17 protein-coding genes are annotated in these 23,421 nt (G+C 70.6%); 8 read left to right on the top strand and 9 right to left on the bottom strand.

Annotated elements, in window-relative coordinates; all coding sequences use genetic code 11:
- Positions 1-159: 159 nt before the first annotated feature.
- Positions 160-1,380, bottom strand: a complete 1,221-nt coding sequence (locus tag CFP71_RS11725) for a PucR-like N-terminal domain-containing protein (protein WP_167406085.1) — start codon at positions 1,378-1,380, stop codon at positions 160-162.
- Between the two features lie 193 nt (positions 1,381-1,573).
- Here CFP71_RS11725 and CFP71_RS11720 point away from each other — a divergent pair, with 193 nt between their 5' ends.
- From CFP71_RS11720 to CFP71_RS11700, 5 genes are all read left to right on the top strand, one after another.
- Positions 1,574-2,980: an MFS transporter gene (locus CFP71_RS11720; RefSeq protein ID WP_093933862.1), complete on the top strand. Its 1,407-nt coding sequence runs from the start codon at positions 1,574-1,576 to the stop codon at positions 2,978-2,980.
- A 170-nt stretch (positions 2,981-3,150) separates the two neighbouring features.
- Positions 3,151-4,911, top strand: coding sequence for a fatty acyl-AMP ligase (locus CFP71_RS11715; RefSeq protein WP_093933861.1), 1,761 nt, complete (start codon positions 3,151-3,153; stop codon positions 4,909-4,911).
- A complete protein-coding gene (locus tag CFP71_RS11710; protein WP_093933860.1) occupies positions 4,908-11,306 on the top strand; it encodes a type I polyketide synthase in 6,399 nt (2,132 codons plus the stop codon). Before CFP71_RS11715 ends, CFP71_RS11710 begins: the two co-directional genes overlap by 4 nt.
- Entirely contained in the window at positions 11,303-12,886 is a 1,584-nt protein-coding gene (locus CFP71_RS11705; RefSeq protein ID WP_093933859.1) for an acyl-CoA carboxylase subunit beta, read from the top strand. The genes CFP71_RS11710 and CFP71_RS11705 overlap by 4 nt, the downstream gene beginning before the upstream one ends.
- Before the next feature lie 13 nt (positions 12,887-12,899).
- Positions 12,900-13,877, top strand: coding sequence for an alpha/beta hydrolase (locus CFP71_RS11700; protein ID WP_093933858.1), 978 nt, complete (start codon positions 12,900-12,902; stop codon positions 13,875-13,877).
- Between the two features lie 85 nt (positions 13,878-13,962).
- Here CFP71_RS11700 and CFP71_RS11695 read toward each other — a convergent pair whose 3' ends face one another.
- Genes CFP71_RS11695 through CFP71_RS11685 form a run of 3 tightly spaced genes read right to left on the bottom strand, consistent with a single transcriptional unit; the run spans position 13,963 to position 15,909 of the window.
- Positions 13,963-14,922, bottom strand: coding sequence for a pyridoxal-phosphate dependent enzyme (locus CFP71_RS11695; RefSeq protein WP_093933857.1), 960 nt, complete (start codon positions 14,920-14,922; stop codon positions 13,963-13,965).
- Entirely contained in the window at positions 14,919-15,563 is a 645-nt protein-coding gene (locus CFP71_RS11690; RefSeq protein WP_093933856.1) for a helix-turn-helix transcriptional regulator, read from the bottom strand. The genes CFP71_RS11695 and CFP71_RS11690 overlap by 4 nt, the downstream gene beginning before the upstream one ends.
- The gene (locus CFP71_RS11685) at positions 15,556-15,909 is read right to left on the bottom strand and encodes a RidA family protein (protein WP_093933855.1); all 354 of its coding nucleotides are present in this window, start codon (positions 15,907-15,909) and stop codon (positions 15,556-15,558) included. Before CFP71_RS11685 ends, CFP71_RS11690 begins: the two co-directional genes overlap by 8 nt.
- Positions 15,910-16,022: 113 nt before the next feature.
- Between CFP71_RS11685 and CFP71_RS11680 the strand changes: the two genes are divergently transcribed.
- Positions 16,023-16,769 (top strand): GntR family transcriptional regulator, encoded by a 747-nt coding sequence (locus tag CFP71_RS11680; RefSeq protein WP_093933854.1) that lies wholly within the window; start codon positions 16,023-16,025, stop codon positions 16,767-16,769.
- 70 nt (positions 16,770-16,839) lie between these two features.
- Complete coding sequence (locus tag CFP71_RS11675) at positions 16,840-17,043, top strand: fumarylacetoacetate hydrolase family protein (protein WP_279629217.1); 204 nt, start codon at positions 16,840-16,842, stop codon at positions 17,041-17,043.
- A 139-nt stretch (positions 17,044-17,182) separates the two neighbouring features.
- On the opposite strand, the gene CFP71_RS11670 is transcribed toward CFP71_RS11675, so the two are convergent.
- Positions 17,183-18,751 (bottom strand): multicopper oxidase family protein, encoded by a 1,569-nt coding sequence (locus tag CFP71_RS11670; RefSeq protein ID WP_093933853.1) that lies wholly within the window; start codon positions 18,749-18,751, stop codon positions 17,183-17,185.
- The gene (locus CFP71_RS11665) at positions 18,748-19,155 is read right to left on the bottom strand and encodes a hypothetical protein (RefSeq protein ID WP_093933852.1); all 408 of its coding nucleotides are present in this window, start codon (positions 19,153-19,155) and stop codon (positions 18,748-18,750) included. Before CFP71_RS11665 ends, CFP71_RS11670 begins: the two co-directional genes overlap by 4 nt.
- Before the next feature lie 80 nt (positions 19,156-19,235).
- Here CFP71_RS11665 and CFP71_RS11660 point away from each other — a divergent pair, with 80 nt between their 5' ends.
- A complete protein-coding gene (locus tag CFP71_RS11660) occupies positions 19,236-20,138 on the top strand; it encodes a LysR family transcriptional regulator (RefSeq protein ID WP_093933875.1) in 903 nt (300 codons plus the stop codon).
- 23 nt (positions 20,139-20,161) lie between these two features.
- On the opposite strand, the gene CFP71_RS11655 is transcribed toward CFP71_RS11660, so the two are convergent.
- From CFP71_RS11655 to CFP71_RS11645, 3 genes are all read right to left on the bottom strand, one after another.
- Positions 20,162-21,256: a S1 family peptidase gene (locus CFP71_RS11655; protein ID WP_093933851.1), complete on the bottom strand. Its 1,095-nt coding sequence runs from the start codon at positions 21,254-21,256 to the stop codon at positions 20,162-20,164.
- A gap of 320 nt (positions 21,257-21,576) precedes the next feature.
- On the bottom strand, positions 21,577-22,728 hold the full coding sequence (locus tag CFP71_RS11650) for a GDSL-type esterase/lipase family protein (protein ID WP_093933850.1): 1,152 nt from the start codon (positions 22,726-22,728) through the stop codon (positions 21,577-21,579).
- 8 nt (positions 22,729-22,736) lie between these two features.
- The gene (locus tag CFP71_RS11645; RefSeq protein ID WP_093933874.1) at positions 22,737-23,309 is read right to left on the bottom strand and encodes a TetR/AcrR family transcriptional regulator; all 573 of its coding nucleotides are present in this window, start codon (positions 23,307-23,309) and stop codon (positions 22,737-22,739) included.
- Positions 23,310-23,421 lie beyond the last annotated feature (112 nt).

Here is a 23,421-nt window from a genome sequence, read left to right as displayed (position 1 = left end):
GGAACAAGTGTCCCTTGTGGACGGTCAAAGTCGTGACCGGCTCACGCGGCCAGGTCGGTCCGTGCCGCGAAGGCCATGCTCGGCAGGAGACTCGATCACGACATATTTGCCTTGCCTTCCAACAGGCCGAATCGCCACTCACGACCGACCCGGCCCCGCTCACTGATCGTCCGAAGTGGACTCTTCCGGCGGCCGGGTGCCCAGCAGCTGATGTGCCCGCAAGGCCATCTGGAGTTCGAGGCGTCGCGCGGGATCCGCCAGGCTGTCCCCGAACAGGTCGCTCAGCTGACTGACCCGGTAGCGCACCGTCTGCGGGTGGATCGCGAGCGCCTGCGCGATGTCCGGCGTGCTCCCGTTGTGCTCCAGCCAGGCCAGCAGTGTCTCCGCCAGCCGGATCTGCTGTTTCACCGTCAACCCGGAGAACGGCGCGAGCACCTTGTCCGAAACCTCGTCGAGCAGGAAGCGGTCGAGCAGGAGCCAATGGGTGGCCAAGTGGTCCGAAGTGCGGATCACCGCGCGGTCTTCGATCACGCCCCGGCTCACCAGATCGAGGGTGCGCCGGGCCCACCGCAGCGACTTCGCGGCGTCGGCCGGATGGACCCGGGGGCCGACGGCGGCGCGCCAGCCGGGGAGCCTGCCGTCGAGATCGCGCAGATCGCGGCCCGGATCCGGGGTGAGCAGACAGGGTTCGTTGCCTTCCAGATCGAGCAGGACGTCGTCGGCGACGCGCGGCGCGGGGATCCGGTGTTGTTCGGCGCGCGGGTCGAGCGCTACGACGCAGACCCTGTCCGGCATCTCCCACTTCGCGGCTTCCGCCATCGTCGCGAGAGTGGCGGGGGACGACGGGGGAGTGGCGAGCAGCAGTTCGAGCAGCCGTCTTCGCCTCCTCTCCAGTGTGCCGGTCGCGGTCGCCTGCGCGAGCGTGTAGCCCTCCACCGAATGCGACGAGATCTCGTCCACGTAGGCGAAGATCGCCTCCGCGCCGATGCAGAGGACCGCCGGGGGAAGGCGGTGCGCCTGCCCGAACTTCGCCACATAACGCAGCGCCGCGCGGCCGCCCGCGCGGTAGGCGGCTTGCAGCGTGTTCAGGCTTCCGCCGTCGCGGTGCACCCGCTTGCCGACCTCGACGAACAGCCGCACCCAGTCGTCCGGGGGCGCGCCGAGGTCACCGATGCTGTCGATGCAGCTGACCACCGCTTGTTCGATCGCGCGCACGATGACCCGGCCGAACTCGCCCTCCAGCGGCTTCCCGTACTCGGGGACAGCCTGCTGGATCTCCTCCAGGATGCGCCGCGCGAGCGGGTCGGCATGCGGCCGGAAGCGCCGCGCCACCTCGTCGGGCAGCGAACACCAGAGCCGCTGTGCGGCCGTTCGGGTCATGGCTACTCCTTGCCGCACGACGACGTACGAGCACGCCATGTACTCACACGAGTGAGGAATTCGGCAACCGCCGGAAGGAGTTCCTGTCACGAGTATCAACGGGCGCGGCGGAAATTGTCACGTGAGTGAGAGTGCGGGTTTCGCGAGTGGTAAAGACGGTTCGAATCGTCATTACCACTCGCGAGGAGTGAAAATGCGGCCGACGCTGGTCATGATCGCGCTCGGGGCTTTCGTCACCACGCTCGACAACACGATCGTCGCGGCGGGCGCGCCGTCCATCGCCCGTGACCTCGCACTCGATCTGCCCACGCTGCAATGGGTGAGCATCGGGTACATGCTCCCGTTCGCCGGGCTCCTGCCGGTCGCGGGCACGCTCGTGGACCGCTGGGGACAGGCCGCGACCCTGCGGGCAGGGCTGCTCGGGTTCGGCGCCGGAGCGGCCGTCGGAGGGCTGGCCACGACGGCGTGGCTCGTCATCTCCGCGCGAATACTGCAGGGCGCCGCCGCCGCGTTCCTGGTCCCGGCCCTGCTCAGCCTGCTCCGCACCAACCTCGACGAGCGAAGACGGGCAGTCGGCGCGACGGTCTGGACAGCCTGCCTCGCGGTCGCGCTGGCGCTCGGCCCGACACTCGGCGGCGTGCTCAGCGAGTACCTGGGCTGGGGCTGGATCTTCTTCGTCAATCTCCCGTTCGTGGCGGCGATGCTGGCTCTGTTGCGCAAGGTCGCCGTCGCGGGTCGCGATCTGGCCGCGGGCCGGCCCGCCGTGCTCTCGATGCTGGTGGCGACCACCGGGATGGTCCTGGTCACCGCCGCCGTCGTGGAACTGGGCGAGGGTGACGTCTTGGTGTCCGCGGTGTCCGGGGTCGCGGGAACGGGCTTCGCGATCTGGTTCGTGCTCAGGGAAAGACGCGCGCGAGACCGGCTGGTACCCAGCGAACTGACCGGTCAGCGGGTCTTCTCCGGCGCGCTCGTCGTGCAGTTGCTGTGGGGGCTGGGAGTCTCGGGAGTCTTCTTCTTCACCCCGTTGCTGCATCAGGAATCCCTCGGGCTCGGGCCGGTCCTCGCCGGGTCGCCGCTGGTCGTGGTGGCGATCGCGGTCGTCGCCGCGACCCCGCTGGTGCCCTGGGCCGTGCCGCGGTTCGGTCCACATCGGACCGTCGCGGCGGGGCTGGCCACGGTGGCGGTGGGCCTGCTGGCGGTCGCCGCGGTCAACCACGTCCCGGAGGTTCTCCCGAGGATTCCCGGGCTGGTGCTGATCGGGGCCGGATCGGCCTTGACCACGCCGCTGACCTCGTACGCGCTGGAAATCGTGGCGGAACGGCACGCGGGCACCGCCTCCGGGCTGCTCACCGCGTCCAGGGAGCTGTCGAGCGCGCTGGGCGTCGCGCTGATCGGAGCCGTACTGGCGGTGGTGCGTGCGGCGCGGCTCGACGAAGGTGCCGCGTCCGCGCTGGCCGACGGTTACACGGCGGGCTTGCTGACCGCGGCGGGACTGGAGATCCTCGGCGCGCTCCTCGCGCTCCGGTTGCTGAACCCGCGGGCGGGGCAAAGTCCGTCCCGAAGTGACAAGCGGGGTGCCCCGTTTCTCTCTTCCCGGTGAGCACGGCCGCACCGCCGTCAGCGTTTCACGGCCCTTTCATTGACACTCTTCGCGGATGATCCATACAGTTCCGGGAAGAGAAAAGAACGGTCTCCGGAATGGAATCCGCTTTCGGCAACGGCGCCGTTCCGCATTCACCCGCTCCTGCTCACGTCGTCAAACGAGGGGCCATGGAAACCATTTCGGAAACGGTCGTCGCCGCCCACGGCCAGGACGGCGCACCCGCCGGGGAGTCTTTCGCGACCCTGTTGGAGTACTGGGCGCGGCGGCTCGGCGACGAGGTCGCGGTGACCTACCTCGACCATCGCGCCGGTGCGGACGGCCGGGCGGTCACCCTGTCCTGGCGCGAACTCGACGACCGCGTCGAGGCCCTCGCCACCCGCCTGGCCACCTTCGCCGCCCCGGGGGAGCGGGCGGCGATCCTGGCGCGGCAGTCGGCCGACTACGTCGTCGCGTTCCTCGGCGCGATCCGGGCCGGGCTGGTCGCGGTCCCGCTGTTCGCCCCGGACCTCCCCGGACACGCGGGCAGGCTGACCGCGGTACTCGCCGATTGCGCGCCGCGGGTCGTGCTCACGACCACCGACGGAATCGACGCCGTCGCCGGTTTCCTCGCCTCGACGGCGATCGAGCGGCCCGCCGTGCTCGCCGTCGACACCTCTGCTTCGGTCGCGGCCGGTGAACGTTCCTGGCCGCGACCGGAACCTGACGCACTGGCGTACCTCCAGTACACGTCCGGTTCCACGCGGACCCCGGCCGGCGTGATGCTGACCCATCGCAACGCGCTCACCAACGCCCGCCAGGCCTGCGACGCCTACGCGATCGAGACCGGGACGACGTCCACCGTCAGCTGGTTGCCGCTCTTCCACGACATGGGCCTGATCCTCGGCATCGGCGCGCCGATGGCCGCCGGCGTGGCCTCGGTCCTGATGGATCCGCTCGCGTTCCTCGAACGCCCGTCCCGCTGGCTGCGCGCCCTCTCGGCCAGTCCCGGCGCGATCAGCGCGGCACCCAATTTCGCCTACGCCTACAGCGCTTCCCGCGTGACCGAAGCCGAGAAGAGCTACCTCGAACTGAGCCGGGTCGTCTCGCTGATCAACGGCAGCGAGCCGGTCCTGCCCGCGACCATCGCGAAGTTCCACGGCGCTTTCGCGGACTGCGGGCTGCGTCCCGAGGTCCATCGCTCCTCCTACGGGCTGGCCGAGGCCACAGTGCTCGTCTCCGTCACCGAGGCGGGCAAGGCGCCCCGCCAGGTCACCTTCGACCGCGACCGGCTCGCCGCCGGACTGGCGGCCCCCGCCGCTCCCGGCGCGGCGTCCACCACGCTCGTCTCCTGCGGATTCCCCGCCGGGCAACGGGTTCGCATCGCCGACCCGGTCACCGGCGCGCTGGTCGAACCGGGCCGGGTGGGGGAAATCCAGGTCAACGGCCCGAACGTCGGCGTGGGCTACTGGGGATTGCCCAGCGAGTCCGTCGCCGTCTTCGGCCTGCCGCCGATCGATCCGGACTCCGGCGCGGGCTGGCTGGCGACCGGAGACCTCGGCGTGCGCCACGACGGCGAGCTGTTCATGACCGGCAGGCTGAAGGATCTCGTCATCGTCGACGGCCGCAACCACTATCCGCAGGACGTCGAGCAGACCGTCGAGACCCACCCCGCGGTCCGCCCGCATTCCGCCGCGGCCTTCGCGATCGAGCGCGAAGACGGCGAAGCGGCGGTCGTGGTGGTGGAACAGGCCAAGGGGACCGAGGCCGACGTCGCCGCGGCGGCCGCGGAGATCCGCAGGACGGTTTCGACAGCGCACGGCCTGCGCCCTTACGACGTCGTCTTCCTCGCGCCGGGCGAAGTGCCGCGCACCTCCAGCGGGAAGATCAGCCGTTCCTTGTGCCGGAAATCCTATGTGGACGGTGTACTGACCGCGCGGCGGCTCGGATGACCGCGGGGATCCGGGCCTGGCTCATCGCGTGGGTGGCGGACCGCACGGGGCTGCCCGCGGACCCGGACCGGCCATTGCACGAAAGCGGGCTTTCGTCGCGCGAGTCGATGGAGCTGGCCGCGGACCTCGGCCGGTACCTCGGTCGTCCGCTGGCGCCGACCCTGGTGTGGGAACATCCGACGATCGCCGCCCTCGCCGACCATCTGTCCACAGTGGAGCAACCAGTGGCCGCTACCGGTGAGGCCCGGGAAGAGGAACCGATCGCGATCGTCGGCATCGGCTGCCGCCTGCCCGGCGGTACCGAGTCGCCGGAGCAGTACTGGCGCTTCCTGGACGTCGGCCGCGACGGCATCCGCGACATTCCCGAAGGGCGCTGGGAGGAAGACTTCGGCCGCGGTGGTTTCCTCGACGACATCGCCGGGTTCGACGCCGACTTCTTCGGCATCGTCCCGGGGGAGGCCGAAGCGATGGATCCCCAGCAGCGGATGCTGCTCGAAGTCACCTGGGCGGCACTGGAACACGCCGGGATCCCGCCGTCGACGCTGCGAGGAAGCCGCACCGGGGTCTTCGTCGGGCTCTCGGCGGGCGAGTACGGCCACCTGACCATGACCGATCCCGCCGCCGTCGACGTCTGGTCCGCCACCGGCGCCGCGACGAGCATCGCCGCCAACCGGCTCTCGTACCTGTTCGACCTGCGCGGGCCCAGTCTCACCCTCGACACGGCCTGTTCGTCGTCGCTGGTGGCGGTGCACCAGGCGGTGCAGAGCCTGCGCCGCGGTGAATGCGGGACGGCGCTCGTCGCGGGGGTGAACCTGCTGCTCACCCCCGCCGTCACCGCCACCTTCCGGCGGGCCGGAGTGCTCGCCCCGGACGGTCACTGCAAACCGTTCGACGCCGCCGCCGACGGCATCGCCCGAGGCGAGGGCTGTGGTGTCGTCGTGCTCAAACCGCTGAAGGCCGCCCGTCGCGCGGGGGACCGGGTGCTCGCGGTGATCCGCGGCAGCGCGGTGAACTCCGACGGCCGGTCCAACGGTCTCGTCGCGCCCAGTCCCCGTGCGCAGGCCGCCCTGTTGCGGGAGGCGTACGCGGCGGCGGGGGTCGAACCGTCCTCTGTGGACTACGTGGAGGCGCACGGGACCGGCACCGCGCTGGGGGACCCCATCGAGGCCGGCGCGCTCGGCGAGGTACTCGGAACCGGACGTGAAGCCGCCCGCCCGCTCCTGATCGGCTCGGTCAAGGGGAACCTGGGCCATCTCGAAGGCGCGGCGGGCATCGCCGGGCTGATCAAGGTCGTCCTCGCGATGGTCCACCGGCGGCTGCCGCCGACCCCGCACTACCGGGAACCCAGTCCGCACATCGACTTCACCGGACTCGGTCTCCGTGTGGTCGGCACCGGGGCGGACTGGCCCCGCTACTCCGGTGTCGCCCGCGCCGGGGTCTCCGCGTTCGGCTTCGGCGGCACCAACGCCCACGTCGTCCTCGAAGAGTGGCCCGCCGCGTCGTTCCCCACCCGCGGAAAGGAAACCGAAGGCCCGCAGGTGTTCGCGCTGTCGGCACGGTCGCCCGAGGTGCTCCGGACACGGGCCGCCGACCTGGCGGCCTGGCTCGAAGACCACCGTGAGGTACCGCTGGACGTCGTCGCCGCGACGCTGGCGCGAGGGCGGGACCACCTGCCCATCCGCGGGGCGGTCGTCGCCCAGGACCGTGACCGGCTCGCCGCCGCGCTGCGCGAAATGACCGCCGCCGAAGCCGGGCCCGTGCCCGATCTCGTGTTCGTCTTCTCCGGCTACGGCTCACAGTGGCCCGGCATGGGCCGTCTCCTGCTGCGGACCGAGCCCGCGTTCCGCGCCGAGGTGGAGGCACTCGATCCGGTGTTCCGCGAGGAAGCCGGGTTCTCCCTGCGCGAGGTGCTCGCCGGCGAGCGTGACCTGCCGGATCTCGGCGCGACGCAACTCGCGCTGTTCGGCATGCAGCTCGCCCTCGCGGGACTCTGGCGCGCGCACGGCGTCGTCCCGGACGCGGTGCTCGGGCATTCGATGGGCGAAGTCGCGGCCGCCGTCATCGCGGGGGCGCTGGACGTCGCCGACGGCCTGCGCGTGATGACCACGCGGGCCCGGTTGCTCTCCGAGGTCGACGCGAGCGGCGTCGGCGCGATGGCGGTGGTCGAGCTTTCCCCGGCCGAACTGGCCGAGCTGGAAGCGGAGTTCCCCGGCATCACCGTCGCGGTCTACGCCTCGCCGGTCCAGTGCACCGTCAGCGGCGACGCCGAGCAGGTCGAGGCCCTGGTCTCGCACGTCGAAAGCCTCGGCAGACTGGCGAGACGGCTGCCGGTCGGGGGCGCCGGGCATTCGGAGGCCGTCGACGCCGTCCTCGACCGGTTCCGTGCCGAGCTCGACGGGCTCGCGCCGCGACCGGCCGAGATCCCTTGCTACAGCAGCGTTCTCGACGATCCACTGTGGTCGCCGACGTTCGATGTCGAGTACTGGGCGGCGAACCTGCGCCGTCCGGTGCGGTTCAGCCAGGCGCTGGCGGCGGCGACCGCCGACGGGTACGGCGTGTTCGTCGAGATCTCCCCGCATCCGGTGGCGCTCGCCGCGATCGAGCAGAGCACCGGGGCGCTCGCGCTGCCCTCGGCGAGCCGCAAGATCGACGAACGGACGGCCTTCCTGACCACACTCGCCCGGCTGCACACCCTCGGCGTGCCGGGCGTGCTCGACGCCCGGGGTCCTCGTCCGGTCCCGGTCGAGCTGCCCGGCCCGCGCTGGCGGCATGAACGGTTCTGGCCGCGGCGCCCGGCCGCCCGGCCCGGATCCGGTGGCACGCACCCGTTGCTGGGTGTCCACATCGAACAGCCGACCGGTGGCGGGCACCTGTGGAACGCGGACGTCGGGACGGAGGTGCTGCCCTGGCTCGCCGATCACGCGGCGATGGGGGTCGCGTTGTTCCCGGGCGCCGGGTTCCTCGAACTGGCGCTCGCGGCGGCCAAGGCGGTCCTGCGGCCCGGTGGGCAACTGCGCGTCGGCGGGCTCGAACTGCACCGGGTGCTGCCGCTCGCCGCGCACACCGAGGTGACGACCAGCCTGAGCACCGGTTCCGGACCGTCCGAAGTGGACGTCTACGCGCGATCCGCGGGCGGCGGCTGGATCCGGCACGCCACGGCCCGAGTCCGCGACGGGGAGACGTCGGTGGTGCCGTTCGGCGCTGTCACCGAGGACGCCAGGCCTCTCGATCTCTACCGGACACTGGCTGGGATGGGACAGAGCTACGGTCCCGCTTTCCGCGGGCTGAGCGGTGTCTTCGCGGCGCCTGGCCGGGCGTCGGCGTCGATCACCTTGCCCGTCGACCATCCGGCCTACGTCCTGCACCCGGTGATCGCGGACGCTTGCCTGCACGCGCTGGCCGCGGCCGCCGGGGACGCGCTGCGCGAAGCCGAGGGAGTCTTCCTTCCGCTGACCTTGGGCGAGGTCGTCCTCGCGGGCGACCCCGGCCGGGGCGTCCGGGTGGACGCCGTGCTCGACTCCCTCGACCCGGCCGGTGACGGCTTGGTCGGCGGCGTCCAGCTGGTCGACGCCGACGACGTCGTCCTGGTCGAGTTCCGGGAGGTCTACTGCCGCCGGTTCCAGCGATCGGCGCTGCCGGTGCCGATGACGGACCTGCTGTTCGAAACGGTCTGGCGGCAGACCGACCTCCCGGCGGGGAAACCGGGCGCACGCCACTGGGCCGTCCTGCACGAGGGCGTGCCTTGGCTGACGGCGTTGCGTGATCTGCTCACCGAGTCCGGGGACGAGATGGCGACCGCGCCGCTCGGAGATCGCGCCGCGTTGGCGGAGCTCGTGGGGTCCCGGGAAGTGGCGGGGGTGCTCGTCTGTGTCCCGCAGTCGGATCCGCTGGTGGCCCCGCGGACGGTCGCCGCGCTCTCCGGCGTGGTCGCCGAGCTGGCCGGAGCGCCGACCCCGCCGCGGTTGTGGCTGGTCAGCGCTGGCGCCTCGGCCGTCGAAGCCGGCGAGTGCGGTGATCCCGGCCAGGCGTGGCTGCGCGGCTTGGTCCGGGTGCTCGCCTTCGAACACCCCGAGCTGCGGGCGAGTCAGGTCGACTTCGACGCCGAGCAGGTCCCCGCCCGGCTGTGGGCGGGCAGGCTGGTCGCCGAGATCCGCGCGGAGGCGCCGGACGACGAGATCGCGTGGCGCGAAGGCGTCCGGTACACGCGGGTCCTGGACCGCCCGGAACTCGGCGGCCCCGGCGACAAACCCGTGGTGCGCGAAGGCGCGTACGTCATCACCGGCGGCCTGGGCGGCCTCGGTCTGGTCGCGGCGGACTGGCTCGCGAAACGCGGCGCGACCAGGCTCGTCCTCTCCGGTCGTCGTGGCGCGAGCTCCGAGGTCGAACCGATGCTGGCGGATCTGCGTGAGCTGGGCGCCGACGTCCGGGTGATCGCGGGCGACATCGCCGATCCGGGAACGGCCGAGGAACTGGTCACGGCCGCCACGGACGACGGGATGCCGTTGCGTGGGGTGCTGCACGCGGCCGGTGTCCTGTCCGACGGCGCGGCCGTCTCCGTCGAGATCAGCGTGGTCGAAGCCGTCTGGCGGGCGAAAGCGCTCGGAGCGTGGCGGCTGCACGAGGCGACGGCAGGACACGACCTCGACTGGTGGCTGACGTACTCGTCGGCGGCCGCGATGTTCGGATCGCCGGGGCAGACCGCCTACGCCACCGCGAACGCCTGGGTGGACGCGCTCGTCGCGTGGCGCCGGGCCGCCGGCCTGCCCGCGGCGACCATCGGCTGGGGAGCCTGGGGCGAGGCCGGAGCTGCCGTCGGCAACCGCAACCCGGTTCTCGAACCGCTCGGTACGGAGGAGGCCCTGGCAGCGATGGATGCCGTGCTGGCGCGTGACCGGGCGGCGACCGGGATCGCCCGCGTCGACGCCGGGATCGTGCTGGCCCTGTTCCCGGGACTGGCCGCACGGCCGTTCTTCGAGATCTTGGTGCCGAAGGAAGAACCGGACACCGGACCGTCCACATGGGACGGACTGGAGGCGCTGCGGGCGGTCCTGCCGGAAGCCGCCCGTGAGATGCTGGCCGACTACCTGGCCGGGCTCGTCGCCGGGATGCTCGGCCTCGCCGCGGACGAGATCGACAGGCACACGTCACTCACCCGGCTCGGCCTGGACTCGCTCACCGCCATGCGCGCCAAAGGCGTCGTGGAACGCGATTTCGGCCTGCCGTTGCCGATTCCGCTGCTTCTGCGCGGAGCCAGCCTCGCCGAACTCGCCGACCATCTCGCCGACCAGGCAGGATTCGGCGAGACAGGCGCGCGGCCCGCCGGCCCGGGTGCGGCGGTCGGGCCCCGGGATCCGGCCGAACGCTGGGTCGCCCGGCATTGGCAGGCGGAACTGGGCGGCGCCGAGCCCGGTGTCCACGACGACTTCTTCGCGGTGGGTGGCGACGCCGAAGCGGCCGATCGGCTGCGCGCCGTGTTCGCCGGGGAGCTCGGAGCCGTCCCCGATCGGCTCTTCGCGACACCGACCATCGCCGCGGTGGCCGACCTGCTGCGCGACCGGATCGAGGGTCGCGGGGGCTGCCCGGTCCGGCCGTTGCGCGAGGGCGGCACGGATCCACTGTTCCTGTTCCATCCGGCGGGTGGCCCGACGAGCGTCTACGACGGACTCGTCCGCCTGCTGCCCGAGGGCAGGTCTGTCTACGGGCTCGAACGGATCGACGAAGAGGACACCGTCGAGGGCAAGGCCGAGTGCTACCTGGAGCTGATCCGGGAAATCCAGCCACACGGGCCGTACCGGCTGGGCGGCTGGTCGTTCGGCGGTTGTCTCGCCTACGAGACGGCCCGGCGGCTGACGGCGGCGGGGGAGCGGGTCGACCTCGTGGTCATGATCGACAGCATCCTGCCGTTGCCCGCGCCCGGGATTCCGGCGCAGGAGATCCTGCTGGACCGCTTCGCCCGGTTCGCCGAACACGTCGAGCAAACTTACGGCGTTCCCCTGGAGATCCCGCGCGAGGACCTCCTCCGGCTCGGCGACGACGAACAGATCCGGCTGGTGATCGGCGAGCTGGCCGCGCGAGTGCCCGGGATGGGTCAAGGGGTGCTGCGGCACCAGTACGAGTCCTATGTGGACGCGCGGGTGGCCGAACGCTACGCCCCGGAACCCTACGCCGGGCCGGTGCTGTTGCTGCGGGCGCAGGAACCACATCCGCTGACCACCACGCTCGACCCGCGCTATCTCCGGACCGACGACGCCCTCGGCTGGGACGCTTTCTGCGCCGAGCTGGAGGTCGTGCGCGTTCCCGGTGATCACCTGTCGATGATCGACCCGCCGCACGTCGAAGTGGTCGCCGGGGCGCTGGCGGCGCGGCTCGCGGCACCGAGAGCGGCGCGGCCATGACCGACGTCCCGTTCACCCCGACGACGGCGTTCCGCATCGCCGACCTCGCCGCCCGCCAGGACGAAGCCGTCCGGATCGCCGAGAAACGAGCCGTCGACCGGCAGCACGCCAAAGGCAAGCTGACCGCGCGCGAACGCGTCGAACTGTTGCTGGACCCTGGCTCCTTCGTCGAGCTCGACCAGTTCGCGCGGCACCGGTGCACGGAGTTCGGGATGGACGCCCACCGGCCCTACGGCGACGGCGTGGTGACCGGGCACGGCACGGTCGACGGCAGGCAGATCTGCGTGTTCTCCCAGGACTTCACCGTGTTCGGCGGCAGCATGGGCGAGGTCTTCGGCGAGAAGGTCCTCAAGGTGATGGATCTGGCGATGACGCTGGGCTGCCCGGTGGTGGGGATCAACGACTCCGGCGGCGCCCGGATCCAGGAAGGCGTCGTCTCGCTGGCCTACTACGCCGAACTCGGGCGGCGCAACGCGCTGGCGTCCGGTGTCATCCCGCAGATCTCGCTGATCATGGGCCCTTGCGCGGGCGGCGCGGTCTATTCGCCGGCGATCACGGACTTCACGGTGATGGTCGACGAGACCGCGCACATGTTCGTCACCGGGCCGGACGTCGTGCACGCCGTCAGCGGCGAGCGGGTCACCGCCCAGCAGCTCGGCGGGGCCGCGGTGAACACCGAGATCTCCGGGAACGCGCACTACCGGGCCACCGACGAGGATGACGCGATCGACTGGGTGCGGACGCTGCTCGGCTACCTGCCGTCCAACAACCTCGACGTCGTCCCGGAGTACGCCGACGACACCGCTCCCGACCTCACCGCCGCCGATCTCGAACTCGACCGCCTGGTGCCCGATTCGCTGAACCAGGCCTACGACATGACCGAGGTGATCGTCCGCCTCGTCGACGACGGCGAGTTCACCGAGGTGCACGGCGCCTTCGCGCCGAACATGATCTGCGCGTTCGGCCGGGTGCGGGGCAGGACGGTCGGCGTCGTGGCCAACCAGCCGCGGCATCAGGCCGGTGTGATCGACATCGACGCCTCGGAGAAGGCAGCGCGGTTCGTGCGGTTCTGCGACGCCTTCGGGATCCCGATCCTCACCCTCGCCGACGTCCCCGGCTATCTGCCCGGGGAAGCCCAGGAACGGCACGGGATCATCCGGCGCGGGGCGAAACTGATCTACGCCTACGCCGAGGCGACCGTGCCGAAGGTGACCGTGGTGATCCGCAAGGCCTACGGCGGCGGGTACGCGGTGATGGGGTCGAAGCATCTCGGCGCCGACGTCAACCTGGCGTGGCCCACCGCGGAGATCGCGGTCATGGGCGCGGAGGGCGCGGTGAGGGTGCTGCACCGGCGCGAACTGGCCGGGCTGCCGCCGGAACAGCGGTCGGCCGAACGGAGACGCCTCACCGAGGCCTACCGCGAACGGCACTCGAACCCTTACCTGGCGGCGGAACGCGGCTACGTCGATCAGGTCATCGCACCGTCGCAGACGCGCCTGCACGTGGCGAGGGCCCTGTGGGCGCTGCGGACCAAACGGCAGACCCTCCCGGCCAAGAAGCACGGAAACATCCCTTTGTGAGCGAGGAGAAGTGATGAACCGAAGGCGGTGGTGGGGTCCGCTGATGTTGTCGATGGTCGCCCTGCTCGGAAGCTCGATCCCCGCGGTCGCCGCGCCCGCGCAGGTCACTGCCGACAACGGCGCGAAAGTCGTCGAGGAGACCTGGCTCGACGCGCGCACCGTCGACCTCAAGATCAGCTCGCCCGCGCTCGGCACCACCGGCATGGTCCGCCTGCTGGTCCCGACCGGCTGGGCCGCGCAACCCGCGCGGACCTGGCCCGCGTTGTACCTGCTGCACGGCTGCTGCGAACCGGTGGACTACCGCTCGTGGGACCAGTTCACCGACGTGAAGGCGTTCACCGCGGACAAGGACGCCCTCGTCGTCATGCCGACCGGCGGCCCCGCCGGGATGTACACCAAGTGGTGGAACTTCGGCCTCAAGAGCACTCCGGACTGGGACACCTTCCACACCCTGGAGGTGCGGCAGATCGTCGAACGCGGCTACCGGGCGGGCACGCGCCGCGCGATCGCCGGACTGTCGATCGGCGGCTACGGCGCGCTCGCGTATTCGTACAAGCACAAGGGGATGTTCACCGCGGCGGCGTCCTACAGCGGCGTGCCGAACACGCTCAACCAGGGAGCCCCGCTGTTCATCCAGGGGATCCTGGCCCGCGCGGGGATCTTCAACTACCTGGAACTCTGGGGCGACAGCTGGGGGATGCGGCCGATCTGGTCGGCGAACAACCCGTTCGACCACGTCGACGACCTTCGCGGCACGACGCTCTACATCTCCTGCGGGAACGGGAAGACCGGCCCGCTCGACCCGCCGGGCCAGTCCGACTTCTTCGAGCCCGAGGCGCTGGCCTCGTCGGTGAGTTTCACGGATCGGTTGAAGGCCAAGGGGATTCCGGTGACCGTCGACTACTACGGCGACGGCACGCACAGCTGGCCCTACTGGCAACGGGCGCTGCGGAACTCGTGGCCGGTGCTGGCGGGCGGCCTCGGCCTCTGACCCAAGTCCGTGAAGGACTCCTTGAGGGACCCAGAGTCCCTCAAGGAGTCCTTCACGGACTACCGCGTTCAGAGGACGAAATGCGTCAGGGAGCGATCAGTTCGGCGAAGCGTTCCGGGCTGACGTTCCCGCCGCTGATGATCACCCCGACCCGGCCCGAAACGGGGATCTGCTTGCTGAGCAGCGCCGCGAGACCGGTCGCCCCGCTGGGCTCCATGACGAGCTTCAGCCGCTCGAACGCGAACCGCATCGCGTCCCGGACCTGGTCGTCGGTGACCAGCGCGATGTCGTCGACGAGCCGCTGGTTGATCGAGAACGTCAGCTCGCCGGGGATCGAGGCAGCCTGGCCGTCGGCGATCGTCCGCGGGACCGGGATCGACACGCGTTCGCCCGCTTCCAGCGAGCGCTTGGTGTCGTCACCTTCGGCGGGTTCGACACCGACGACCCGGATGCCGGGCCGCACGGCCTTCGCGGCGGTCGAGCTACCCGCGATCAGGCCACCGCCGCCGACCGGGACGACGAGAGTGTCCAGGGAGTCGGTGTCCTCCAGCAGTTCCAGCGCCGCGGTGCCCTGTCCGGCGATCACGTGCGGGTGCTCGTACGGTGGGATGAGCGCGAGACCCCGGTCGGTCGCCAGCGCCTCGCCGATCGCGACCCGGTCGCCGGTGTACCGGTCGTAGGTGACGATCTCGGCGCCGTAGCCCGCGGTGGCGTCCTTTTTGGACTGCGGGGTGTCCTCCGGGATCAGGATGACCGCGCTGCTCCCGAGTTCCCGCGCGGCCAGCGCGACGGCCTGCGCGTGGTTGCCCGAGGAGTAGGCGGCGATGCCCTTCGCCAGCTGTTCCGGCGTGAGCCGGGAGGCGGCGTTGTACGCGCCACGGAACTTGAAAGCCCCGACGCGCTGGAGGTTCTCGCACTTGATGAAGACCTCGGCGCCGACGAGGTCGTCGAGGGTACGGGAACGCACGACCGGGGTCCGGTGCGCGACACCGGCCAGGCGGGCGGCGGCGTCGCGGATGTCGTCGATGGTCACGGGGGCGGTCATGATGCTCCTTGATCACGGATTTCGGCGAGATAGTTGTAAGCGGAGGCCCGGGAGATCCCGATCCGGGCCGCGACCTGGGGAACGGCCCGGCGTACGGCGAAAACCCCGCGCGCGTGCAGGCTGCGGAACAGGTCGAGTCGTTCTTCGCGGCTGAGCGCGGTCCAGGGTTTGTTCAGCCGGAGCTGGTGTTCGTCGACGATCGCGTCCACGACGGCGTCCACGTCGTCGCCGAAGGTCGTCGTCGGTGTCTCGGTGGCGGTGCCGACGTCGGCGAGTTCACCGACGAGGGTCTTGAGCTGGCCGAGCGCGGTGACGTCGAGGTTCACGCACAGGGCGCCGAACACCGAGCCGCCGCTGTCGCGCAGCAGCATGGTCGAGGACTTCACCAGCTTCCCGGACGCCGTCCTGGTGACGTAGTTCAGCTGGTCTTCGGCGTCGTCGCCGCGGGCGAGCAGACCCATGCCGATCTCGCTCATCGACCCGCCGACGCTGCGGTCGGTGACCGAGCCGGCGATCGCCACCACCGACTGTTCAGGGCGCCGGAAGTCGTGCACCACGACCTCGCAGAACGAGCCGAGCGTCGCCGCGATGCCGTCGGCCACCGGGGCGAGCGCGTCGAGGATCGCGTCCTGCTCAGACATCGCGTACCCGGGCGAGGGCCTCGACTTCGACGGCGCCGCCGTAGGGGAGCGACGCGACTCCGACGCAGGTGCGAGCGGGCCGGGGCTCGGCGAAGAACTCTTCGTACACACGGTTGAGGCCGTCGCGATCGGCGATGTCGGTCAGGTACACGACGACCTTCACCACGTCGGCCCGGCCGGCGCCCACCGAAAGCAGCGCGCTGTCGAGGTTGGCGAAGGCGCGCGGGCATTCGGCGTCGAAGCCGCCGGGGACCAGTTCCCCGGTCTCGGTCACGCCGAGCCGTCCGGACACGGAAACCAGGTCGCCGCTGCGGAAGGCCGGAGGATACGGATGCTCGTTGGTCACGAGACTGACTGTATAAGCGCTGGACGGAAAGTCCAATCGAATAAGAGGTGACGTACCGCTCATGCCGACGGAAAGTGATTGATATACCGTATACAGAAGATGAGGGGGTTCGGATGACCACGAGTTCCACGGCCGCCGTGCAGGACGAGCACGGCCGGATCGTCGCGCCGCCGAGCATGGCCGATCTGGCCACCCAGGCGCTGCGCGCGATGATACTTTCCGGCGAACTCCCGCCCGGCACGCGTTTGGTCGAGGCCAAGCTCACCGAGCGGCTCGGGGTGTCCCGCCCGCCGCTGCGCGAAGCGTTGCAGGTGCTGGCGTTCGAGGGGCTCGTCGTGCCCCATCCGCGGCGAGGTGTCGTCGTCCGCCCCCTGACCCGCCACGACGTCTACGAGATCATCACCCTGCGCGAAGAGCTGGAAACCTTCGCCGTCCGGATCGGCGTCCCGGTCCGCTCGCCGGAGCGGCTGCAGGACTGCCGGAACGCCTTGGCCGCCTTCGAACAAGCGGGCCTCGACGGAGACGAAGGCGTCTTCACACAGCGCAAGTACGACTTCCACCAGTCGATCGTCGCGCTGGCCGGGCACGAACGGGTCACCGAGGCCTATCGCGCGCTTTCCCTGCAGATGCAGTTGTGCATGGCGCTCAACCGCAGCGCCCGTCGTGACGGCGAATCGCTGATGCAGAACGTCGAGCGGCACCGCGAACTGCTCACGATCATCGAGGGCGGCGATCCCGACGCGGTGCTGAAGGCACTCGCTGACCACGGTCACGGCAGTTTCCTCGACGAGGTGGTGGACCGGCTCGACGGCGGCACTCCCGACTCCGAGCGCTGGCTGGCCGAGCGCCGCTCCCGCTAGCGAAGAGTCCACATCGGACGGCTTTCGCGGACCGTCCGATGTGGACCCCGCTCAGCCCCAGCCCGGCAGGATGAACAGCAGCCAGGTCGTGACGGGCGCGATCTTCGGCGTGCCCGAGATCCTCGCTTGGGTGACCCGTTGGTTCACCCTGCGCCCCGGCGACGTCGTGCTCACCGGCAGCCCGGCCGGGGTCGGCCCGATGGAGCCAGGGGACGAGGTGACGGTGGCGATCGAGGGCGTCGGCGAACTGACCAACCCGGTCCGGCGTGCTTGAAGGCGGAACACACGTGCTTGAAGGCGGAACTCGCGTGTCTGGAGACGGATCTCGTGAGTTCCGCTCCCAAGCACGCGAGATCCGCCTCTGATCACGCGAGTTCCGTCCCTGATCACGCGAGATCGCCACACTCGCGGTTTCAGAGCACCTCGAAGTTCGCCATCATCGCCATGTCCTCGTGTTCGGCGTTGTGACAATGGAAGACGTAGCGGCCGCGGTAGCCGTCGAAGCGGGCGATGACCTCGACCGACTCGCCGGGGGCGAGGTCCACGGTGTCCTTGACGCCACCGTCGAACGGCCCGGGTTCGTGCCCGCCGCGCGAGAGGATCCGGAACCCCACCAGATGCAGATGCACGGGGTGGTGGATGTCGGCGACGAACCGCCAGATCTCCGTGTCGCCGAGGCGCGGGCTGGCCGACATCAGATCTGGCGAAAACGGTTCCCCGCCGATCACCCAGCCCGCGCGACCGTGGACGGTGCCCGCGCGGAACGAGAAGTCACGCGTGGTCGTGGCCTGTTCTCGGGGGAGCGGCGGGATTTCCGCGAGCTTCGCGGGAACCCGGCTTTCGTCCAATGCGCGGCGGGCGACGACGAACCGCATGACCTGGGCGGTCGAGCCGGTGCCGAGCCGGTTCACGAGGGTGACCTCGGTGCCGACCGGATACCGGCCGAAGTCGACGACGACGTCGTACCGTTCCGCGGGAGCGATGGGGAGGTGGTCGTGTGCGCGCGGTGCGTCGAGGAGGCCTTGGTCCGCGCCGATCTGGACGAAACCGCCCCCGCCGGGCGGCGGCGGATCGAGCACCAGGTCGTAACGGCGGGCATTGGAGCCGTTGAGGAAGCGCAGCCGATGCCGCACCGCCGCGACTTCGTGGACGGGCCACGGCGCGCCGTTGACGAGGATGACGTCACCGAAAACGCCCTCCACGTAAGCACTTTCCACGCCCGGCGTGGTCCGCAGCGTCCGGTCGAGCGAGGGGTAGGCGAAGGCGCCATGCTCGTCGAAGGAGCGGTCGGCGATCATCAGCGGCAGTTCACGCTCGCCGGACGGCAGCCCGAGGGCGTCTTCCTCGCCGTCGCGGATCAGGTGGAAACCCGCCAGCCCTCGGTACACGGCCGGGCCGGTGAAGTCCATGCGGTGGTCGTGGTACCACAGCGTCGCGGCCCGTTGCCGCAACGGGAAGACGTAGTCGCGTTCGCCGTCGGAGATCCGGGCGCGGGCGTCGACCATGCCATGGCCGGTGTGCCCGGCGTCCCAGCCGGACTTCGGCAGGACGAGGTCGGTCGGGTAGCCGTCGGATTCGGCGGGCGTGTGCCCGCCGTGCAGGTGGACCACGGTCGGCACCGGGAGTTCGTTGCGGTGGTGCGCCACCACCGTCCGGTCCCGCCGGGATTCGATCGTCGGGCCGGGGAAGATCCCGTCGTAGCCCCAGATCGGCGTCCGGACACCGGGGAGGATCTCCGCCGTCGAAGCACGCTGGGTGATCGTGTAGTGATCGGCGTCGGCCGTCCTTTGTGGACGCAGGACCGGCGGGATCGGCAGCGGCACTTGGAACGGCGGCGGCAACGGGAGTCCGCTGCGCAGCAGTTCGCCGGTCCCGGGAGAACCCTGCGCGATCAGCCGGGGTGCCGCGATTCCGGCGGCGACGAGGACCCCGGCCCCGCCGGCGAGCCCGAAGAACGTCCTGCGAGGCAGCTTGCGGCTCATCGGCTCGCCCGCCAGGCCTGTGGCCGCCAGACGGCGACGGTCGTCAGCACCATGCCGGTGACCAGGGCGACGCCGAGGGGGATGTGCAGATCGAGCGCGCCCGCCAGCCCGGCGAAGTATTGCGCGGTCTCACCCGCCGCGAGCAGCAGGCTGACCCAGAACAGCCAGCGCGGCCCGCGCGCCAGCCAGAGGGCCAGCGCCGCGAAGAGCTGCGCGTACGCCACGAACGACACGGCGTCGGCACCCACGCGATGCAGCGACAGCATGTCGTAGGCGCCGCCGAGGTAGCCGCCGGCGAACACCGGCTGGCCGATGATCGCGACGGCGTGGATGCTCACGAGCACCCGGTTCACCACCAGCGTCCCGTTCGCCTTCCGGCTCGGGCTGGTCAGGGTTTCACTCACGTGATCGAACGTAAGAGCCGACGTCTTATGCTGTCCAAGACAAGTTCGGTTATCTGTTCATAACAAGTGAGGTATCAGTGGTGGATCTCCTGGCCCTCCGGTACTTCCAGACGGTCGCCCGGCTCGAACACGTCGGCCGCGCCGCCGAGAAACTGCGGGTCGCGCAGCCCTCGCTCAGCCGGACCTTGGCCAGGCTGGAGCACGATCTCGGCGTACCCCTGTTCGACCGGCACGGCCGCCGGATCCGGCTCAACAGGTTCGGCGCCGCGTTCCTCCGCCGCGTGGACCGCGCGCTGGCCGAACTCGACGACGCCCGTCAGGAACTCGACGACGCCGCCGGACTGGAGCGCGGCATCGTCACTGTCGCGGCGGAAAGCCTGCTCGCCCTCACTGAACCGCTTCGCACCTTCGTTCCGGGTCATCCGCTGGTGGACCTGCGGCTGTCCCAGTCTTCGGCGGAGGGGATGTCGGAGAAGCTGCGATCCGGCGACGTCGACCTGTGCGTCACGTCGCAACCCTTGTCCGGCGACGACATCCGGAGTCGTGTGCTGCTCGACGAACGGGTGATGCTCTGCGTTCCGGCCGGTCACCGGCTCGCCGGACGCGGCCGCGTCGCACTCGCGGACCTCGCGGGTGAGCCGTTCCTCACCACCCGGCCTGGTTACTGGCAGCGAGCGCTCGTCGAGCGCCTCTTCACGAAGGCGGGTCTCGACCTGCACATCGTCTGCGAGGGTGACGAAGCCGCGGTGCTCTTCCAGCTCATCGACGCGGGTCTCGGCGTCGCGTTCGTGCCTTCTCTGGGGCTTCGGGCGGACACGAGCACGACGGTGGCCTGGCTGGAGGTCGACGACCCCGAGTGCCGGCGCGTACTCAGCGTCGCTTGGCGCGAGGACACCTATCTTTCCGTCGCCGCCCAGCGCTTTCGCGACCACGCTGTCGAGCACTTCCACGCGCAGGCCGAAGCCGGGTCCCGGTCGGAGTGACCGGAACCCGGCTCGGGGAGGAACTACTGGTTGAGCGCGACGCCGTAGGCGCTCATGGCCTCGCCGATCGGCTGGAAGTACGAGGTCCCGCTGCCCTTGCCCGAGGTGATGCCCAGGCCGACGCTGCCGGCGAACAGGCAGCCGCCCGAGTCGCCGGGGTTGACCAGCGCGCTGGTCTGGATCAGCTGGTACACCGAGCCTTCGGAGTAGTTCACCGTGACGTTCAGCCGCTGCACCGAGCCCGAGGTGAGGCGCGTGGTGCTGCCGCTCTTGCTGATCCGCTGTCCGACGGTGGCGGAGCCGGCGGAGGCGATCCGCTGGGTGGAGCCGTTCCACAGGGTGACCGCGCCGGGTCCGCTGCCGCTGGTGTTGCGGATCAGGCCGTAGTCGTTGTTCGGGAAGCTCGCGCCCTGCGACGGTCCGACGTTCCACTGCGACACCGCGCGGGTGCAGTGGCCGGCGTCGAGGATGTAGTTCTGGCCGCCCTTGTTGGTGTTGAACCCGACCGAGCAGCGCGTGCCGCCGCCGGTGATGGCTTCACCGTTGTAGATCGCGGTGTGCATCTCGCCGGTGGTCCGCTCCACCCGGACCTTGTCACCGAGCGCCTTCGCGGCCTTCACGAGGGCTTCGGAGCCCTTGGCCGCGTCGGACACCGTCAGCACGATCTGATTGGCCTTCGGGTCGACGCCGATCGACGTGTGCGCGACCGTCGGCAACGCCTGCAAGGCGTCCTGCGCGCCCGCCAGCGCCGCGCTGGAGTACTTGACCACGCGGGCCTGCGCGCCGCTCGCGGTCACCTGGTCCGCCGCGGCCTGGTCGAGCACGTTCACGACCGGCTTGGCGGCGTCGTCGAGGTAACCGTCGGCGGCACGGTCGCCGAGAGACGAGGTGACCTTCTGGAGCGTTTCGACGCTGGCCGTCTGCGTCCGGAGGAACTCGACGGCGGCGGCCTGGCTGATCCCGGCGTCCGACGCGAGGGACGTCACGGCCTCTTGCTGCACGGTGGGCGAGTAGCCCTCGATCGTCATGGCGGTGGCCGTCGACGGGGCCAGGAAGCCGATGGCCGCGGCCGCGGCCACCAGGGTGGTGGCGGTACGGGCTAAGGGGTTTGGGCGCATACCGGTGACTCACTTTCGCGAGGGAGGATCCAGCGCGAGGGGTGGCCGCACTGGACACAGTGGGGTCGCCGGGCACGGCCAAGGTGGCCCGGCACCGATGATCCGGTGCCGATCATGGTGGTCCGCGCCGCCGACGGCGGATACCGACTTTCGTTGGACAGGAAGAAAGATAGGTATCCCGCCGTTCGGCCTACCGATGTATTCGCGCACTGCAAACGGAGTTCGGCACGGTCGGGTTCACACGCCCGGCCTAGCGTCTCGAGTGGCGAGAATGGTTCGAACCACCGGAGGTCGCGAAAGCCGCTTCCGCAACGTGCCACTCACGAAGCCCACGTACCTCCGAAGGCGAGCATCGCGAAGCGCTCACCCATGAGCCGGTGCGTGGCCGCGTCCGGGTGGAGGCGGTCTGGCAGCGGCAGCTCGGCATGATCCGCTTCGCCGTAGAGGTCGAGGCCGTCGAGGTAGCTCAGGTTCGGGTCGGTCGCGCTCCGCTCCTTGACGATGCGGGCGAGTTCGCCGCGGATCGTCGTGAGCGTGAGCTTTCCCGCCTTGACCTCCGCGGGATCACCGGTGGCCGTGAACAACACTTTCCCTTCGCGCAGGCCGTCCGGGTCGAACGCGCAGGGGCCGGGGGTGTGCTCGTGGATGGGGCAGAGGATCGGCGAGACGACCAGCAACGGCGTGGTGGGATGCCCGTCCCGGATGGTGTCCAGGAAACCGTGCACGGCCGGGCCGAACACGCGCAGCCGCATCCCGTCCGAGTTGACGAGGTTGATGCCGATCTTGACGCTGATCAGGTCGGCGGCGGTGTCCCGCATCGCGCGGGCGGTGAACGGGTCCAGCAACGCGCTGCCGCCGAAGCCCAGGTTGATCAGGTCGACTCCGGCGAGGGCCGCGGCCGTGGCGGGCCAGGTCCCGGTCGGGGTCGCCGCGTTGGAACCGTGACTGATCGAACTGCCGTGGTGAAGCCAAGTACGGCGGCCGCTCGACTGTGCACTGTGGACTTTCGCGTCGGTGCGCAAGGCGACCAGCCGGGTGGCTTCGTCGTGCGGCAGCCAAATCTCGACGTCCTTGTCCTCGCCCGGCAGCCCGGTGAAGCGCAGGGTGCGCACGGGGCCTGGCCTGGACTCGGCGGAACCGGTGGACATGTCGATGGTGAGCGTGTCGCCTTCGGTCACGCTCGCCCGCCCCGCGAGCCGGCCGTCGACGAGCAGTTCGTAGACGCCGTCGGGCCTGGGCGGCGCGCCGAGGTAGGCCCGCTTGGTGGCGATGACGTCGAGTTCGACGACCGTCGCCGCGGTGCGGAAGACCAGCCGCACGCCGGAGGGCTGCGCTTCGGTCATGGCCAGCTGGCCGTCGGGGATCTGCCGCCTGGCCTGCGAGGGAAGCCGGTGGGGGAGGACGCCGCGTTCGGTGTGTTCGAGGTCCAGGGCGCCGCGCACGAGGGCGGCGGTGATCGGGGTCGTGAGCATTTCCTCTGTCATTTCCTTCGGGGCCAAGCGCGCAGCAGGACGTCGAGCGCGTCGAGGATTTCGGACCAGCTCTCCGGTGAGCCGGGGGTGCTGTGGCTGAAGCCGCCGGCGGCCTCCAGCCCGACAAAGCCGCTGAAGACACTGCCCAGTAGCCGGACCGCGTGCGTCTGATGTGGTTCGGCCAGGTCGTAGCCGCGCAGGATCGCGCGCATCATTTCGGCGTGCCGGACACCGGCGCTGGTGGCGGCCTGCTCGGGCGCGAGCCGGAACCTCGCGGCGGCGAATCTGCCGGGATGCGCGAGGGCGTAGTCGCGATGGACGTTCGCCAAGGCGATCAGCGCGTCCTTGCCCGCCAGGCCCGCCACCGCGCCGGCGGCGAGTTCGGCGAGCTCCGCCAAGGCCAGCAGGGCGATCCCGGTCTTCAGCTCGTGGGCGTTCTTCACGTGCGAGTACAGGCTCGCGGTCTTGACGCCGCACCGCTTCGCCAGCTCCGTCGGGGTCACCTGCTCGAAGCCGACCTCGTCGGCCATCTCCGCGCCCGCCTGGATCACGCGCTCCGTGCTCAGTCCCGCTCGTGCCATGACGACGACGTTACCATAGTCCATTCTGGATTTTCCTAATGTGATTAGGAATCAAAACGTGGGTTCGGTAGCGCCGGGCGCACCGGAAGCTGGACGCGAGCCGGACGGAGGT

Origin of the sequence: Amycolatopsis thailandensis (genome assembly GCF_002234405.1) — a bacterium.
GTDB lineage: Bacteria > Actinomycetota > Actinomycetes > Mycobacteriales > Pseudonocardiaceae > Amycolatopsis > Amycolatopsis thailandensis.
The sequence above is the reverse complement of the archived record's forward strand: the minus strand, read 5'-3'. Positions and strand labels throughout refer to the sequence as shown.

What these genes read in the sequence shown, in the direction of transcription:
- CFP71_RS11725 (WP_167406085.1), bottom strand. Translation starts at nt 1,380, where the DNA reads ATGACCCGAACGGCCGCACAGCGGCTCTGGTGTTCGCTGCCCGACGAG.
- CFP71_RS11720 (WP_093933862.1), top strand. Translation starts at nt 1,574, where the DNA reads ATGCGGCCGACGCTGGTCATGATCGCGCTCGGGGCTTTCGTCACCACG.
- CFP71_RS11715 (WP_093933861.1), top strand. Translation starts at nt 3,151, where the DNA reads ATGGAAACCATTTCGGAAACGGTCGTCGCCGCCCACGGCCAGGACGGC.
- CFP71_RS11710 (WP_093933860.1), top strand. Translation starts at nt 4,908, where the DNA reads ATGACCGCGGGGATCCGGGCCTGGCTCATCGCGTGGGTGGCGGACCGC.
- CFP71_RS11705 (WP_093933859.1), top strand. Translation starts at nt 11,303, where the DNA reads ATGACCGACGTCCCGTTCACCCCGACGACGGCGTTCCGCATCGCCGAC.
- CFP71_RS11700 (WP_093933858.1), top strand. Translation starts at nt 12,900, where the DNA reads ATGAACCGAAGGCGGTGGTGGGGTCCGCTGATGTTGTCGATGGTCGCC.
- CFP71_RS11695 (WP_093933857.1), bottom strand. Translation starts at nt 14,922, where the DNA reads ATGACCGCCCCCGTGACCATCGACGACATCCGCGACGCCGCCGCCCGC.
- CFP71_RS11690 (WP_093933856.1), bottom strand. Translation starts at nt 15,563, where the DNA reads ATGTCTGAGCAGGACGCGATCCTCGACGCGCTCGCCCCGGTGGCCGAC.
- CFP71_RS11680 (WP_093933854.1), top strand. Translation starts at nt 16,023, where the DNA reads ATGACCACGAGTTCCACGGCCGCCGTGCAGGACGAGCACGGCCGGATC.
- CFP71_RS11675 (WP_279629217.1), top strand. Translation starts at nt 16,840, where the DNA reads ATGAACAGCAGCCAGGTCGTGACGGGCGCGATCTTCGGCGTGCCCGAG.
- CFP71_RS11670 (WP_093933853.1), bottom strand. Translation starts at nt 18,751, where the DNA reads ATGAGCCGCAAGCTGCCTCGCAGGACGTTCTTCGGGCTCGCCGGCGGG.
- CFP71_RS11655 (WP_093933851.1), bottom strand. Translation starts at nt 21,256, where the DNA reads ATGCGCCCAAACCCCTTAGCCCGTACCGCCACCACCCTGGTGGCCGCG.
- CFP71_RS11650 (WP_093933850.1), bottom strand. Translation starts at nt 22,728, where the DNA reads ATGCTCACGACCCCGATCACCGCCGCCCTCGTGCGCGGCGCCCTGGAC.
- CFP71_RS11645 (WP_093933874.1), bottom strand. Translation starts at nt 23,309, where the DNA reads ATGGCACGAGCGGGACTGAGCACGGAGCGCGTGATCCAGGCGGGCGCG.